Source organism: Pacificispira sp. HM-600 (assembly GCF_977993705.1).
This window is the reverse complement of the sequence record NZ_OZ388079.1, coordinates 1,186,624-1,200,544: the sequence shown is the minus strand read 5'-3', so window position 1 is coordinate 1,200,544 and position 13,921 is coordinate 1,186,624. Positions and strand designations below refer to the sequence as shown.

The 13,921-nt window shown below is 66.9% G+C and carries 15 protein-coding genes and 1 tRNA gene; 10 read left to right on the top strand and 6 right to left on the bottom strand.

The window, feature by feature from the left end; all coding sequences use genetic code 11:
- Positions 1-54 precede the first annotated feature (54 nt).
- Both ACXZ1E_RS05630 and ACXZ1E_RS05625 read left to right on the top strand, forming a co-directional pair.
- Complete coding sequence (locus ACXZ1E_RS05630; protein ID WP_458352062.1) at positions 55-435, top strand: metalloregulator ArsR/SmtB family transcription factor; 381 nt, start codon at positions 55-57, stop codon at positions 433-435.
- Positions 432-1,154: an aquaporin gene (locus ACXZ1E_RS05625; RefSeq protein ID WP_458042421.1), complete on the top strand. Its 723-nt coding sequence runs from the start codon at positions 432-434 to the stop codon at positions 1,152-1,154. Before ACXZ1E_RS05630 ends, ACXZ1E_RS05625 begins: the two co-directional genes overlap by 4 nt.
- Here ACXZ1E_RS05625 and ACXZ1E_RS05620 read toward each other — a convergent pair.
- The 3 genes from ACXZ1E_RS05620 to ACXZ1E_RS05610 are packed head-to-tail and all read right to left on the bottom strand — an operon-like array spanning position 1,151 to position 4,474.
- A complete protein-coding gene (locus ACXZ1E_RS05620; RefSeq protein ID WP_458042420.1) occupies positions 1,151-2,125 on the bottom strand; it encodes an arsenic resistance protein in 975 nt (324 codons plus the stop codon). The genes ACXZ1E_RS05625 and ACXZ1E_RS05620 overlap by 4 nt on opposite strands.
- A gap of 12 nt (positions 2,126-2,137) precedes the next feature.
- A complete protein-coding gene (locus ACXZ1E_RS05615) occupies positions 2,138-2,971 on the bottom strand; it encodes a hypothetical protein (protein ID WP_458042419.1) in 834 nt (277 codons plus the stop codon).
- A 39-nt stretch (positions 2,972-3,010) separates the two neighbouring features.
- Positions 3,011-4,474, bottom strand: a complete 1,464-nt coding sequence (locus ACXZ1E_RS05610) for a SulP family inorganic anion transporter (RefSeq protein WP_458352092.1) — start codon at positions 4,472-4,474, stop codon at positions 3,011-3,013.
- A 221-nt stretch (positions 4,475-4,695) separates the two neighbouring features.
- On the opposite strand from ACXZ1E_RS05610, the gene ACXZ1E_RS05605 reads away from it, so the two are divergent.
- From ACXZ1E_RS05605 to ACXZ1E_RS05570, 8 genes are all read left to right on the top strand, one after another.
- Complete coding sequence (locus ACXZ1E_RS05605) at positions 4,696-5,079, top strand: MerR family transcriptional regulator (RefSeq protein ID WP_458352061.1); 384 nt, start codon at positions 4,696-4,698, stop codon at positions 5,077-5,079.
- A 45-nt stretch (positions 5,080-5,124) separates the two neighbouring features.
- The gene (locus ACXZ1E_RS05600) at positions 5,125-6,012 is read left to right on the top strand and encodes a metalloregulator ArsR/SmtB family transcription factor (protein ID WP_458042417.1); all 888 of its coding nucleotides are present in this window, start codon (positions 5,125-5,127) and stop codon (positions 6,010-6,012) included.
- Positions 6,013-6,080: 68 nt separating this feature from the next.
- Positions 6,081-7,052: a PstS family phosphate ABC transporter substrate-binding protein gene (locus tag ACXZ1E_RS05595; RefSeq protein WP_458042416.1), complete on the top strand. Its 972-nt coding sequence runs from the start codon at positions 6,081-6,083 to the stop codon at positions 7,050-7,052.
- A gap of 31 nt (positions 7,053-7,083) precedes the next feature.
- A complete protein-coding gene (locus ACXZ1E_RS05590; RefSeq protein WP_458042415.1) occupies positions 7,084-8,466 on the top strand; it encodes an FAD-dependent oxidoreductase in 1,383 nt (460 codons plus the stop codon).
- A complete protein-coding gene (locus ACXZ1E_RS05585) occupies positions 8,463-8,885 on the top strand; it encodes an arsenate-mycothiol transferase ArsC (RefSeq protein ID WP_458042414.1) in 423 nt (140 codons plus the stop codon). The genes ACXZ1E_RS05590 and ACXZ1E_RS05585 overlap by 4 nt, the downstream gene beginning before the upstream one ends.
- An 84-nt stretch (positions 8,886-8,969) precedes the next feature.
- Complete coding sequence (locus tag ACXZ1E_RS05580; RefSeq protein WP_458042413.1) at positions 8,970-9,587, top strand: hypothetical protein; 618 nt, start codon at positions 8,970-8,972, stop codon at positions 9,585-9,587.
- The gene (locus ACXZ1E_RS05575) at positions 9,574-9,723 is read left to right on the top strand and encodes a hypothetical protein (protein ID WP_458042412.1); all 150 of its coding nucleotides are present in this window, start codon (positions 9,574-9,576) and stop codon (positions 9,721-9,723) included. Before ACXZ1E_RS05580 ends, ACXZ1E_RS05575 begins: the two co-directional genes overlap by 14 nt.
- Positions 9,724-9,803: 80 nt before the next feature.
- Positions 9,804-10,346: a hypothetical protein gene (locus ACXZ1E_RS05570; protein ID WP_458042411.1), complete on the top strand. Its 543-nt coding sequence runs from the start codon at positions 9,804-9,806 to the stop codon at positions 10,344-10,346.
- On the opposite strand, the gene ACXZ1E_RS05565 is transcribed toward ACXZ1E_RS05570, so the two are convergent.
- The 3 genes from ACXZ1E_RS05565 to ACXZ1E_RS05555 form a co-directional block, all read right to left on the bottom strand.
- Positions 10,320-10,404: transfer RNA gene (locus ACXZ1E_RS05565), tRNA-Ser, on the bottom strand. The genes ACXZ1E_RS05570 and ACXZ1E_RS05565 overlap by 27 nt on opposite strands.
- A 27-nt stretch (positions 10,405-10,431) precedes the next feature.
- Complete coding sequence (locus ACXZ1E_RS05560) at positions 10,432-12,702, bottom strand: transglutaminase family protein (RefSeq protein WP_458042410.1); 2,271 nt, start codon at positions 12,700-12,702, stop codon at positions 10,432-10,434.
- Positions 12,689-13,921 (bottom strand): DUF58 domain-containing protein, encoded by a 1,233-nt coding sequence (locus tag ACXZ1E_RS05555; RefSeq protein ID WP_458042409.1) that lies wholly within the window; start codon positions 13,919-13,921, stop codon positions 12,689-12,691. The genes ACXZ1E_RS05560 and ACXZ1E_RS05555 overlap by 14 nt, the downstream gene beginning before the upstream one ends.

The following is a 13,921-nucleotide window of genomic DNA, read 5'->3' as shown; positions in this document are numbered from 1 at the left end:
TGTTCGAGTATCCGCCGTCTATCGATGAGTGTCAATATCGATTAGCATCGATGCGTGACTGCTCTCCCTCCGATGACCATGCTTCCGCTGACGGATGTCTCGGCGCCCACGTGTGCGACCCCCCTCGTTCGCGACCCCCTCGTCCGAGACACGCTCGGTGCCGACGAGGCGGTGGCTCTCGCGCACACCATGAAGGCGCTCGCCGATCCCGCCCGGCTGCGGCTGCTCTCGATCGTTGCGGCGTCCGAGGGAGCAGAAGCGTGCGTCTGCGACCTGATCGAGCCCGTGGGTCTGAGCCAGCCGACCGTATCGCATCACCTGAAAGTGCTCACCGAGGCCGGGTTTCTCACCCGCAGCAAACGGGGCACCTGGGCCTACTACGGCCTGGTGCCGGACGCCCTCGACCGCGTCTCGCGTCTGCTGATCGGCTCGTGAAAGCGACCGTGCGCGCCGTCGGCGCGGAGTTTCTCGGCAGTGCCCTGCTCGCCGCCATCGTCATCGGATCCGGCATCATGGCTCAACAACTGTCACCCGACGATGTGGGGCTGCAGCTCTTCGAGAACGCCTTCGCCACAGCCCTGGGCCTGGGCGTGCTGATCTTGATCTTGCAACCGGTTTCGGGCGCCCACTTCAACCCTGTCGTGACGCTCGCCGACATCGTGCTGCACCGTCGTCCCTGGTCGGTTGCGGGTGTCTACCTCCCCGCACAGATCGTCGGATGCATCGCGGGGGCGATGCTCGCCAACCTGATGTTCGGGCTCGCCGCGGTGTCGTGGAGCACCACCGATCGCGCCGACGGCCCGCGCCTGTTGTCCGAGGTCGTCGCCACCGCGGGGCTGGTGTTCCTGATCTTCGCGCTGGTCCGCACGGGGCGCGGCAGTCTCGCGGCGCCCGCCGTCGGCGCCTACATCGGCGCGGCCTACTTCTTCACCTCGTCGACCAGCTTCGCCAACCCCGCCATCACGATCGGTCGAGCATTCAGCGACACTTTCGCCGGGATCGCCCCAACATCCATCCTGCCCTTCATCGGCGCTCAGATCGTCGGCGCGGCCGTCGGTGTCGTCCTCGCTCTCGGGCTGTTTCCGCTGGCGAAACGTGCCCCCGACGGCGTGGATGTCGTCGGTGTCGTCGCGGAAGCGGGCCCGCGCTCCTAACGTCGACGTGAGAACACCTTTCGTCGACGCGAGAACGCCGAGACGAGCGCCACCATCACGATCAGCTCGACCAGGGTCTGCGTGACCACGACGAGCGGGGTCAGCGCGAAGGCCGGCGGCAGCGCGAGCGCGAGCGGCAGGACCACGAGCGAGTTGCGTGTGACGCCGCTGAAGACCACCGCCCGTCGCGTCGGCCTATCGAGGCGCGCGACCCGGCCGGCCACGGCTCCGAGCACCAGCATGATCGCGACGAAAGCGACAAAAGCAGGCACAACGGCGAGCAGCACGCCGAGCGATCCCGAGACTGCCGCAACCTGAGAGCCGACGACGACTGCGAGCGTCACCATCATCAGCGGCACCATTGCTGCGAGACCGACCGCGGTCAGGGCGCGTCCGAATCGGGTCCGAGCGGCGAGAGCCTGTGTGATCGCCGCGAGCGCGAGCGGCAGCACGATCAGCAGCAGGAATGCCTCGACGAAGGGGAGCAGATCGACGGATGCCGCGAACTCTGGCCCGATCATCACCCACAGGTAGAGAGGAAGCAGCGCCATCTGCGCGAGCATCAGCAGGGGAGTTGCGGCGAGCAGGCGCTCCTTCGATCCGCCCGCTAGTCCCGTGAAGACGATGACGTAGTCGACGCACGGGGTCAGCAGCACGAGCAGCACGCCGATGACGAGGACCTGATCGAACGCGACGAGGCGCGACAGGCCGAACACGATCGGGGGGACGATCACAAAGTTGAGGAGCACGACGGTTGCGAGAAACCGGGCGTCACGGAAGGCTCCGGCGAGCCGCGCGAACGGTACGCCCAAGAATGTCGCGTAGAGGAGTAGGCCGAGGATGGGCGTGATCGACACAGTGAGGGGACCCGCCGCACCGGGAAGCCCCAGCCCGACCGCCACGCCGATCGCGATCGCCGCCAGGTAGAGAGCGACCTGGTGCCGCTCTCCCCATTCGATGACTCGCGACATCCGCCCAGTCTGTCAGCCGGTCAAGGCGAGGTTCTTGCGACTGCGGACGCGGCCGCTCAACGGCAGGTGGCAGCCGTCTCGATCAGCGACGCCGGCGGGTAGCCGTACGCCTGCACGCCGCTGCCGAGAGCAGTGTGCCCCATGCTGATTGCCCACGCCGTCGCCCACGCCTCGTTCGCGTCGCGGTCGGACGAGTCGAACAGATCGCTGCATTTCGAGGTGATCGCGTGTCCCACTTCGTGGGTGGGCGTACCCCTCGATCGCTAGTCGCGTGGTGAGCAGCGGGCCGGCCTTTTCGGCGAGTTCGGCCTGCTGAGATGTTTTCAGGCTGTGGGCGGCGGTTGCGTAGGCGGTGAAGGCAAGCTCGGCTCCCGAACCGAGCATCGTCTGGGCGGCTGCGGGCACCGAGGCGTAGAGGGTCAACGCCGAATTCTGCAAGTCTTCCGTCGTGGTCTCCAGCTCGGCGGTCACGGCGTCTAGCCCCACGGTGAAAACGTCGAGCGCCGCCGAGTCGTCCACAAGACGTGACGAGGCCGCGGCGAGATCCCAAGTCCACAGCGGCTTGCGCGTGTCGGGTCGATCCGGGACTTCCGCCAATGTCTCCGTCGCTAGGTCCATAACCCCCGCCGCTACGTTGGCCGCCGTCGCGAGTCCGGCGCGCGCGCCGCTGTCGACGAGATCCTCGGCGGTCGATGCCGCATCGTCGAAAGCCCGCCAGGCGATGACATGCACCGTGCCCAACGCGGCCGCGATGAGGGCGACTCCCGCGAGCGCGATGGCCCAGCGGCGCCCGAAGCGCCGGTTGTTGTCGGGCCCCTCGGCATCGGTGGCGTCGGCAGGGTCCATCCCCACACCATAGATGCGGAGAGGCCCAGCGCCGTGCCCCTAGTGCCCGCCGCCGAGGCCACCGCTCAGGCGTCCGTGCATGAGCGATGTGGCTTCGTTCATGCCCTCGAGAATGACGCGCTTGCCCTGGTGCTCGTACTTCGTCACGATCGCGTCGAGTGCGGCGACGGTCGATGCGTCCCAGATGTGCGAGTTGGACATGTCGATGATGACACGCTCGGGGTCGTGCGTGTATTCGAACTGGGTCGTGAGGTCGTTGCTCGAGGCGAAGAACAGCTCGCCATTCACGGTGTAGCGGACCGTGGGGACGGATGCCGCGCGGTCGATTTCGCGGGTAACCGAGACGAAGTGCGCGACGCGTCGGGCGAACAGGACCATCGCGGCAAGGACGCCCGCGCCGACGCCGATCGCGAGGTTGTGGGTCCAGACAGTGATGATGACGGTGATGAGCATGACGGCCGTTTCGCTTTTCGGCATCCGCTTCAATGTCGCGAGGCGGATGCTGTGCCAGTCGAACGTTGCGACGGCGACGACGATCATCACGGCGACGAGGGCGGCCATCGGGATGACCGCGACGACATCACCGAGTGCCAGGACGAGGACCAGCAGGAAGACGCCGGCGAGGAAGGTGGAGATGCGGGTGCGTGCGCCGGATGCCTTGACGTTGATCATGGTCTGGCCGATCATCGCGCAACCGCCCATTCCCCCGAACGCTCCGGAGAGGATGTTCGCTGCGCCCTGACCGAAGGCCTCGCGGGTCTTGCGGGAGTGGGTGTCGGTGATTTCGTCGACGAGCTTCGCGGTCATGAGTGACTCGAGTAGTCCGACGACCGCCATCGCTGCGGCGTAGGGGGCGATGATGCCGAGCGTCTCGAGATTCAGCGGCACGTTCGGGATGAACAGCTCGGGCAGGCTCTGGGGCAGTTCCCCTTCGCCGCCGACATTGGGCACGTTGAGGCCGAAAACGACGGCGGCGGCTGTGAGCAGGATGATCGCGATGAGCGGTGCGGGGATGACTTTCGTCCAGAGGGGCATCAGATACATGATCAGGAGCCCGATGACGACGAGCGGGTAGACGAGCCAGGGCACGTCGATCAGCTGGGGGAACTGTGAGGTGAAGATGAGGATCGCGAGGGCGTTGACGAATCCCACCATGACCGAACGGGGGATGAATCGCATGAGCTTCGCCACACCGAGGGCGGCCAGCGCGATCTGGATGACTCCGCCGAGCAGCACGGTGGCGATGAAGTAGTCCATGCCGTACTCGCGGGCAACGGGCGCGATGACGAGCGCGATCGCGCCGGTGGCGGCCGTGATCATCGCGGGCCGCCCACCGAGGAACGCGATCGCCACGGCCATCACGAAGGACGAGTACAGGCCGACACGGGGGTCGACGCCCGCGATGAGCGAGAACGCGATCGCCTCGGGGATCAGGGCGATCGCGACGACGAGTCCCGCGAGGACCTCACGGGTGAGGATGCGTGGGCTCCGAAGGGCCTGCATGACCGTGGGTTCGATGCGGTAGCGGGATTTGGGATCTTGGATGGGGATGACGTCGGTCATGGCGCTCCTGAACGGGGAGGGTGGCGGGGGATTGGGCGCGCCATTGCGCCGAGGCCGAGGGTGTCGACCTGAGAGGATGGGATGCGAGTGCTCGATGAGCGCCCGCGGTGACTTTACCGTAACGTCAGGTTTGACCGCGAATCCCACTTTCGAGGAGTGATGTGAGCAGCACGGGACACATGCATATCGGTGAGGTCGCCGAGCGCACGTCGTTGTCGCTGCGGACGCTGCGTCACTATGACGAGATCGGTCTGGTGATCCCGTCCGGTCGCACGGAGGGTGGATTCCGGTTGTATGCCGAGGACGATGTCGCGCGCCTCATGCTCGTGCGGCGGATGAAGCCGCTCGGCTACTCGCTGGACGAGATGCGGACGGTGCTCGCCGCGTTCGGCGAACTCGCCCGCGACCCCGCATCCGTCGAGCATCTCGCCACGATCCGGGAGATCCGCGGAGCGGCTGAGACTCGGCGGCAGAAGCTGGTCGAACAGGTGGCGATGGCCGAAGAGTTCCTGCACCAGTTGGCGTCGGTCGAGCGCTCTCAGTAGCCGTTCGCCGCCGCGTGCCTGAGGGTGGCGCATAGACTTCGGTCTATGAGTGTGGGCGATGGTTCCGAGGAATGGACGATTCTCGGCGATCCCACCCGTGCCCGGATCGTGCGCCTTATCCGCGAGTCCCCGGATGGGCGGGCGCTTGTCGGGCGGCTCGCGGAATCGCTCGGCCTTCGTCAGCCGACGGTGAGTCATCACATGAAGGAGCTGGCGGCTCGAGGGATCCTCGTGCGCGAGCCCGAGGGGCGTCGAGTCTGGTACTCGATCGACCCGCGGAACGCGGAGCGGGTTGACGCGCTCCTCGGCGACGACACCTCGGGGGAGCGGCTCGAGCTCGACCTGCCCCGCATCGTCTCCCGTCTCGCCGAGCGATATCGCGGCACGTTCGGTCGCGAGACGATCGAGCGATACGTGACCGAGAGCCACGAGCTGCTGTCGGCGAGCAACCCCACCACGCTGACCGGGTCACGCACCGCCGATTTCGCGACCGGGAGGCTCGACGCGCTCGCCCGATCGAAGACGTCCCCTGCGGATGCTCCGGAAGTCCTGTTCGTGTGTGTCGAGAATGCGGGACGATCGCAGATCGCGGCGGGCATCCTTCGTCAGCTCGCGGGCAATCGGGTGTTGGTGCGTACCGCGGGTTCAGCGCCCGTCAGTGGCGTGCGCACCACCGTCGTCGCTGCGCTCGACGAGATCGGGATTTCCCTCGGCGGCGAATTCCCCAAGCCGCTCACCGACGAAGCCGTGCGTGCGGCGGATGTCGTCGTGACGATGGGATGCGGGGATGCCTGTCCTGTCTACCCCGGTCGGCGTTACCTCGACTGGGACCTCGAGGATCCGGTCGGCAAGTCACTCGAGACCGTGCGGGTCATCCGCGACGACATCGAGGTGCGGGTTCGAGATCTGCTGGCGGAGCTCGTGCCGTCCTGATCCGCACGTGCGGTCTGTTGTATTCATAGATGTGGGTCTATGCTTTTGAGTGAGGAAAGCGAGACATCATGAACCGCGTATCACCCCAGCACCTGTTCCCGACCCGACGCCTTCGGGCCGTCGCCGTTGCGGCCGCGGTTGTGACGAGCGCGCTCGCGCTGAGTGCGTGCGCGGGGCCAACGGAAGCCGATTCGACGGGCAGTCTCGAAGGCGCTGTCGTCACCGATGGGTCATCGACCGTGGCGCCATTCATCGACGCCGCCTCGTACTTGTTCGAGGCGGTGGAGCCCGACGTCGATGTGGTCGAGACGATTTCCGGCACGTCGGCCGGCTTCCGGGCGTTCTGCGATGGCGAGACCGACATCTCGAACGCGTCTCGTGCGATCTCGGACGACGAGCTAGCCGCGTGCAAAGAGGCCGGCGTCGAGTTCACCGAAATCATCGTCGCCAACGATGGTTTGTCGGTCGTCATCAACCCTGAGAACGACTGGGCCACGGATCTCACGCTCGAGCAACTCGCCACGATGTGGGCGCCCGACTCCGAGGGTGAGATCACGAACTGGAACCAGGTCGATCCCGACTTTCCGGATGAGCCCCTGATTCTCTTCGGCGCCGGCGGCGACTCCGGCACATTCGACTACTTCAGCGAGGCCGTCAATGGCGAAGAAGGCGCACTCCGGATGGACTACAGCGCCTCCGAAGACGACAACGCGACGGTGGAGGGCGTACGGCGAGAGCTCGGCGGCATCGGGTTCCTCGGCCTCAGCTACGTCGAAGAGAACGAGGGCCTCATCGCTGCCGCATCCGTGGACGGAGTCGCGCCGACCACCGATACCGTGCAGGACGGCAGCTATACGCCGCTCAGTCGACCCCTGTTCATCTACGTCGACAATGCTGCGTACGCCGACAAGCCGCAGGTCAAGGCGTTCGTTGACTTCACGGTCGAGAACTCGGCCGATATCGCGGAACGCGCGCTCGTCGTGCCGCTCACCGACGACCAGATCACCCTCGCCCAAGACGAACTCGCCTCACTCCGCTGAAACGCCACACTCCGCTGAACAGGAACACAACATGCACATTGTCGCCATCGGCGGAAGCGACGCGGGAATCTCCGCGGCGCTCCGTGCCCGAGAACTCGACCCCTCGGTCGACGTGACCGTCGTCGTCGCTGATGAGTATCCGAACTACTCGATCTGCGGCATCCCCTACTACTTCTCGGGCGACGTGCGGCCCTGGCAGTCGCTCGCGCACCGGACGCACGCGGATCTCGAGGCGACCGGGATGCGACTGCGGCTGAACACTCTCGCGACCCGGATCGATGCGGGCGCGCAGCGGTTGACCGTCCGCGATCAGGGCGGAGAATCCGAGATCCCGTACGACGAGCTGATCGTCGGCACGGGCGCGCTTCCGACTTACGCCGGCATAGTGGGGCTCGGGACGCTCGGGCCTGCAGACGGCGTTCACGTCATCCACTCGATGGGTGACACCTTCGCCCTGGACGCCCATCTCGCCGAGCGTGACCCGCGGACCGCGATCATCATCGGCGCCGGCTACGTCGGCCTCGAGATGGCCGAGGGTTTCCGCGCTCGCGGTATGCGGGTCATCCAGCTGCAACGCGGGCCCGAGGTGCTGTCGACTCTCGATCCCGAGCTTGCGTCCACGGTCCACGCGGAGCTTCTCGGGCACGGCGTCGAGGTGCACACGAACACCCGGGTGCAGGCCGTGGAGAAGACGGATGCGGGGCTCGTCGTGCACGCCGAGCACCTCGGTCAAACGGTGTCGCACACCGCCGACCTGGTCCTTGCCGTCGTCGGAGTCCGCCCCAATACGTCGCTTCTCGAAGAGGCAGGTGCGCAGCTCGGCGCCGGGCGCGCGGTCGTCGTGGACGAGCAGATGCGCACCGGCCTCCCGCACGTCTACGCTGCGGGCGACGGTGTCGTTACGCACCACCGCTTGCTCGGCGTGACCTATCTGCCGCTCGGCACGACCGCGCATAAGCAAGGACGCGTCGCCGGTGAGAACGCCGTCGGCGGGCTGGCGCGTTTCGCGGGCTCGGTCGGCACCCAGGTGGTCAAGGTGTTCGACGTCGTGGCGGCGCGCACGGGTCTGCGCGAGCAGGAGGCCGTGGCGGCCGGCTTCGCGTCCGCCACCACTCAGATCGCGGCCGACGATCACAAGCGGTACTACCCGGGCGCCCAACCGATCGACATCCGCATCACGGGCGACACCGAGTCGGGCCTGCTGCTCGGCGCACAGCTCGTCGGGCGTCTCGGCACCGAGACCGCCAAGCGCGTCGACACCTACGCGACCGCCCTGTTCGCCGGGCTCTCGGTCGAGCAGATCAGCGACCTCGATCTCTCCTACACCCCGCCCCTCGGCTCGCCCTGGGATGCGGTCCAGGTTGCCACACAGGCCTGGTCGCGAGCACACAACACCATCGGAGTAAGCGCATGACCACGGAATCCATCCCCGCCAAGCCCACGGTTCTTTTCATCTGCCAGCACAACGCGGGCCGCTCGCAGCTCGGCGCGCATCTGCTCGACCTCATAGCGCCGGGTCAGTTCGTCTCCACGAGCGCGGGCCTCAAGCCCGCCGCCGAGATCAACCCCGTCGTCGCGGAGTCGCTGAACGAACTGGGTGCCGACACATCCGCTGCTCGTCCGCGTCTCGTCACCGAGGATGATCTCGCGAGCGCCGACGTCGTGGTGACGATGAAGCCCGGACTCGCGCTGCCCGCGCCCGTCGCGGGCCGATTGGTCGAGTGGGAGTTCCCGAACCCCGAGGAGTGGGACCTGGATGGTGTGCGCGGGATGCGCGACGCGGTTGCAGCGCAGGTGCGCAAGCTCGCAGCCGAGCTGACCACTGCGCGTTAGTTCCCGCTCTCAGTCGTCAACGTACTTACGAGAAAATTAGGAAACGTATTTACAAGAAAATTCATCGATGAAGCGATAGAGCCCATGAAGGGCAACGAGTTGGTGTGGCGCGCGTTGAGCGATGCTGCATTGAGCGGACGGCGCACGTGGGCGAACATCGGCGATATCGCCTTCGCGGCAGGAGTCCCTCCTGCCGCCGCGCATTACGCTATCCAGCGGCTCGCGGATATCGGCGCCGTCACGCAGCACCCTCGCGGTGGTCTGTCCACGGTCAATCCCGAGAAGGTGCTGACGTTACTCGTTGCATGGCGGAACGTCGCGGCCGACACTGTCGCCCTCACGACCGTTGATGCCATCCGTCCCGACCTGGCGTCGACAGACGGACCGTACGCTCTCGGCGGCGCAGACGCCGCGATCGTGTATCTCGACGGATGGAACAACATCGCGGACAGGGGTCAGCGGTTGATCTATGTGAGCGGGACAGGGTGGGCAGAGCATCTCGAGCCGGGCGAAGAGGTTCGCCTCGTCAAGATGGATGAACGCGCCCAGCGAGAGTGGACGAGTGGTTTCGCTAGCCTGGCCCAAACCTGCGCAGACTTGTTCGCCACTCCGGGATGGCAGTCGGAGGAGTTTCGGAAGGCGCTCTGGCGACGATACCTCCGAGACACAGACCGGGAGCAGCCCGGGTATGCCGACGAGTGATGTGGAGCCCGAGGAACTCGAACGGTTGCACAACCTGCTCGACTATGTGGGCTACGAACTCGATCCGTCCATCCTCATCGGGGGGGGGCAACGAACCTCCGCGTCGGCGGCGACATCAGCCGAGTTATCGATCTGATCATCAACGATCTCGCATTGCGAAGCGCGCTCCGGGAGAAACTCGACGACTACAGCGAGAACCGACATCACAGTGGCGGCATGAATGCTCGCGGAACTGTGGACGGCGTTCACATCGATGCGTACATCCCCTACGAATCTCAGTTGGGTGACAAACTCCTCCTTCGCGTCGAGGAACTCGCTCGATTCACGGACGCGGGCGTGATCAAAGGATGGTTCCTGCTGACGCTCGAAGCACATGTTGTGACCAAGATGGCCGCCCTCCTCGACCGGCCAGACACCGAGAAGGGCCAGAAAGACGCTCGAGAACTATTGGCCCTTCTCAAGGAAGGCGTCGACCCTGCCGCTGCAATCGCGATTCTCTTCACCGCGTCGGCGGCGGAGCGTGCCCTCATTCCGGGGTACATGGCGCAGGTGTTCGAATTGCTGCCAGAGCGTGCGCGCGCGAACAAGGCGGATAGGCGCATTCTCGATCGCCTACGCCGAGAATGGATCGACGAGGCAGAGCGCCAATCGCGCGACGACGACTCCGCTGGACTTCCCCGCCCGATGCTCTCAGGCGGACTGGGCGAACCAACAGATCTGGGGACTTCAGGGCGGAGGATAGGGGATTCGAACCCCTGAGAGCTTTCACTCAACACGCTTTCCAAGCGTGCGCCATAGGCCACTAGGCGAATCCTCCTGGGGCCCTCGCGGGCCGCCGACCATCCTATCCTGTCACCCGGGCCTCTGCCCCCCGCCGCCCGAACAGCGACTTGGGCACGAGGGCTGCAGACCAGCGCGTGCGCCTGTCCGAGGCCGCGATCATCCCTCCGCGAACGGCTCTGACGGCATCGTCGAGCGGCTCACCCGATCGACGCTCGCTCGCCGATCCCGTTGGCGCATAGCTCGAATGCTCGATCGCTGCGACCAGCACAGCCATCGACGCGGCATCCGCGCCGTGCTCGTCGACCAGCCGCCGCCCGAGCACGCGGGGTGACTCTCCACGAGGCAAAGCGATGCCCAGATCCGCCGCCGTGTCGGATGCCTCGGCCCACGCCGCTGGGGCATCGCCGGTGTGTGCCACGATCAGCCGGTGCCGCCGACGGATCGCACGCCACAGACCGGGCAACGCGGAAGCCGCGAACACCGCAAGGACCAGAACGATGGACGGGCCGGCGCCCACGGTGGTGTCCCCGGCTGCGGCACCGGTCTCGTCCAGCCCATCGGTTTGGTCGGGCGGCAGCGATGCGGACGGGGCCTCGGGCGCGAGTGGCGCCGTCTCTTCGGTCAGACCGTCGGCCGTGCCCGGGATCGTGGACGAGGCGAACGCCGTCGGCACGCCGAGGCTCTTCGTCGGCTCGAAGGGAATCCACCCGATGCCCTCGAAGTAGACCTCGGGCCACGAGTGCAGCTGAGAGCTGTACACCTCGTACACGGTCTCGTCGTCGATCGAATCGGTCGTCGCCGTCCCGGGCAGGTACCCGACGACGATGCGTGCGGGCATGCCGAGAGTCCGCGCCATGATCGCGAACGCCGAGGCGAAGTGCACGCAGTAGCCGCTCTTCACGGCGAGGAACTCCTGGACCGCCTCGAGTCCCGTGCCATCGAATCCGGCACGGACGGGTGCGTTGAGCGAATACTCGAATTCGAGACCGCGGAACCACCGCTGCAGCGCTACCAGGGCGTCGTAGTCGCTACTCGTCGCGGATGTCACAGCGAGGGCCTGCTCGCGGATCGCGGCGACCGCGGGGTCGTTCTCGGGCAGGTCGAGCATCGACGAATCCGACCCCAGAGCGGCTTCGGACGAGCGGATGCGTTCAGCGGACGGGCGGGGCACATCGTATGTGATCTCGTACTCCTGCCCCTGCGGCGACGAGGAGCGCGAGATGACGGTCCGATTCTGCGGGAGCACCGACCAGTCACCCTCGAGGCCGTCGACGCTCACCGCCGGGTAAGGCACCGGCAGCCAGGGGCTCACGTAGTTCACGACCTGCACGGTCGCGGTGTACTCGGCGATGGGGATATCCGAGTCGACGACAAGCGGCTCGAACTCCTCGTCGACCGATGTGCCGATGCCCCGGTCCGGCTTCCACTCGTCGCCGTCGAAGCGCGACAAGGTCACGGCGCGCAGGTATGGCGGGGTCGGTGCATCGCTGCGCACCTGCAGCACCGCGGTGTCTGCCGGGCGCCGGAGGTCGCGGCCGAGGTCGAGGGACGGGTCGATCGTATTGCCGCGAATGGCGACGATGCTCGTGCCACCGGGTACCGGTGCGGGCAGTGCGGGTGTCGCGACGATCGCCACGACGAGAGCCGCCGCTCCGACGCCGACGGCCGTGACGGCCGTGCCGCGCCGCGTTCCTTCGGCCCGGGCGCGATCGCCGTCGCCATTGCCGTTGCCGCCGCGGTCTCGGGTTGCGGTTTCTCCGCCGAGCAACAGCATCAGGCCCGCGGCGAAGGCGATGAAGGTCCCGATGTCGACGCTTCGGGGCACCGCGATGGCGGGGATGAGATAGATGGTGATCAACGCCACGGCGGCGAGCAGCGGCATCCGCGCCGAGACGACGACGTGATCGATCGCGATCGCGAGGAGTCCGGCCGCAGCAACGATCAGGAACGACAGGGCCACGCCCGCGTCCAAGGGCGCGGCGCCGTCTCGCACCTGAGTCATCGCCGCATCGACGAGAAGCGGAATGTCGCGGAATGTCGCGGGCATCGGGATGACACCGAACAGGGCGGAACTCCGGAAGAACACGACGCTGACGGTGACGACCCAGACACCGATGCCGATCAGACTCACGGTGAGGGGCGGCAGGCCAAAGCGCCGTGCGACATATCCCGCGGCGAGCACCAGGGCGATGATCGCGAAGGCTCCGACGAGCCAGGCACCCGGTTCGACAACGCGGAGGAGGGGCAGAAGCGCTGTCGACACCCCGACCAGCACCGCAATCGCGAGGCCCGCAGACGGCCGCGATCGCGACCGGCGCTTAGGCGAAGACATGGTGCGCTCCGCGGTCGGCAACATCTGACCACACGTCGGACAGATCCACGTCGGGGCCGATCGCGGCGGTCCGCCACCCGGCCTGTGTGGCGCGCTCGAGCGCATCCGCGGACGGGCTGGCGGCGAGCAGGATGGGAAGGCTCGAGTGGTGGGCCAGTGGCGCCAGGACATCGGCGTCCTGAAGACGCAGGACGCCCGTGATCAATACGAGCGGACCTGCCTCAGCGCCCGCGTAGCGCTGCGCGAGACCCGGCAGCGTGTCGTCGCGGCGAGAGACGAGGGATGCGAACCGCAGCAACATCTGTTCGACATCCTCGGGCGCGTCGATTCCCGGCAGGGGCTCGCACAGGGGTGTGCCATCGGTGTCGGAAACGACGACCTGGTAGCCGTCCCGGGCAAAACGCAGGACGATCGAGACGCAGGTCGAGAGCGCCGCTTCGAACGCGGGATCCACTCCGGTGTCGTGTCGAGCGGAGGCATCCCACCGTGGCGCGCCGAGGTCGAGCAGTACGGTTGCGGCCGGAGTCGACTCCTGCTCTTCTTGCCGCACCATCAGGGTGTCGCGGTGAGCCGTTGCTCGCCAGTGGATGCGACGCATCGAGTCCCCCGGAGCGTAGGGGCGCGCAATCAGGTTGTCGGCCCCTTGCCCCAACTGGTCCGTCGAGGCATGCAACGCGCCGCCGGCTTCGCCCGCCGAGATCGCCACATGGGGGAGCGGGATGGCGGCGGGCACCGCCACGATCCGGGTGTCGCCGACCGGTGTGTGCCTGCGGCGGACGAGACCGAAGGGGTCCGTCGTACGCAGAGTCAGAGGACCGATGCTCCAGACGCCTCGCCGTACTGCACGCGCGGTGTAGGCGAGGTCGAGCGGCTGATCGATCCCCGCGGCGCGGGTCGCGAACCCCGATGCTTCCCCTCGTGCCTCGCCTTCGAGTGCGTCGGGGAGGCCATCCGACCAGTGGATCGTGCCGAAGGGTGAAACGCTCCGCATCGTCACATGGGCGCGTACCCGGGTCGACGACCCGACCGGCACGACATCCGGGCGGAGGGTGCGCTCGGCCTGGCCGACTCGGCGCCCGACGTGCAGAACCACGAAGCCGGCCACGAGCAGCGCGACCAGCAGGCATCCGATGTACATCAACTCCACGATGCCGAGTTCGCCGGCCAGGGCGAAGCTGGCGATCGCGAGCGCTAACGCACCCGTACCGCGCAGGGTCAA

Coding starts and splice junctions, on each gene's coding strand:
- ACXZ1E_RS05620 (WP_458042420.1), bottom strand. CDS start 2,125: ATGTCGCGAGTCATCGAATGGGGAGAGCGGCACCAGGTCGCTCTCTAC.
- ACXZ1E_RS05615 (WP_458042419.1), bottom strand. CDS start 2,971: ATGGACCCTGCCGACGCCACCGATGCCGAGGGGCCCGACAACAACCGG.
- ACXZ1E_RS05610 (WP_458352092.1), bottom strand. CDS start 4,474: ATGCAGGCCCTTCGGAGCCCACGCATCCTCACCCGTGAGGTCCTCGCG.
- ACXZ1E_RS05600 (WP_458042417.1), top strand. CDS start 5,125: ATGAGTGTGGGCGATGGTTCCGAGGAATGGACGATTCTCGGCGATCCC.
- ACXZ1E_RS05595 (WP_458042416.1), top strand. CDS start 6,081: ATGAACCGCGTATCACCCCAGCACCTGTTCCCGACCCGACGCCTTCGG.
- ACXZ1E_RS05590 (WP_458042415.1), top strand. CDS start 7,084: ATGCACATTGTCGCCATCGGCGGAAGCGACGCGGGAATCTCCGCGGCG.
- ACXZ1E_RS05585 (WP_458042414.1), top strand. CDS start 8,463: ATGACCACGGAATCCATCCCCGCCAAGCCCACGGTTCTTTTCATCTGC.
- ACXZ1E_RS05580 (WP_458042413.1), top strand. CDS start 8,970: ATGAAGGGCAACGAGTTGGTGTGGCGCGCGTTGAGCGATGCTGCATTG.
- ACXZ1E_RS05575 (WP_458042412.1), top strand. CDS start 9,574: ATGCCGACGAGTGATGTGGAGCCCGAGGAACTCGAACGGTTGCACAAC.
- ACXZ1E_RS05570 (WP_458042411.1), top strand. CDS start 9,804: ATGAATGCTCGCGGAACTGTGGACGGCGTTCACATCGATGCGTACATC.
- ACXZ1E_RS05560 (WP_458042410.1), bottom strand. CDS start 12,702: ATGTCTTCGCCTAAGCGCCGGTCGCGATCGCGGCCGTCTGCGGGCCTC.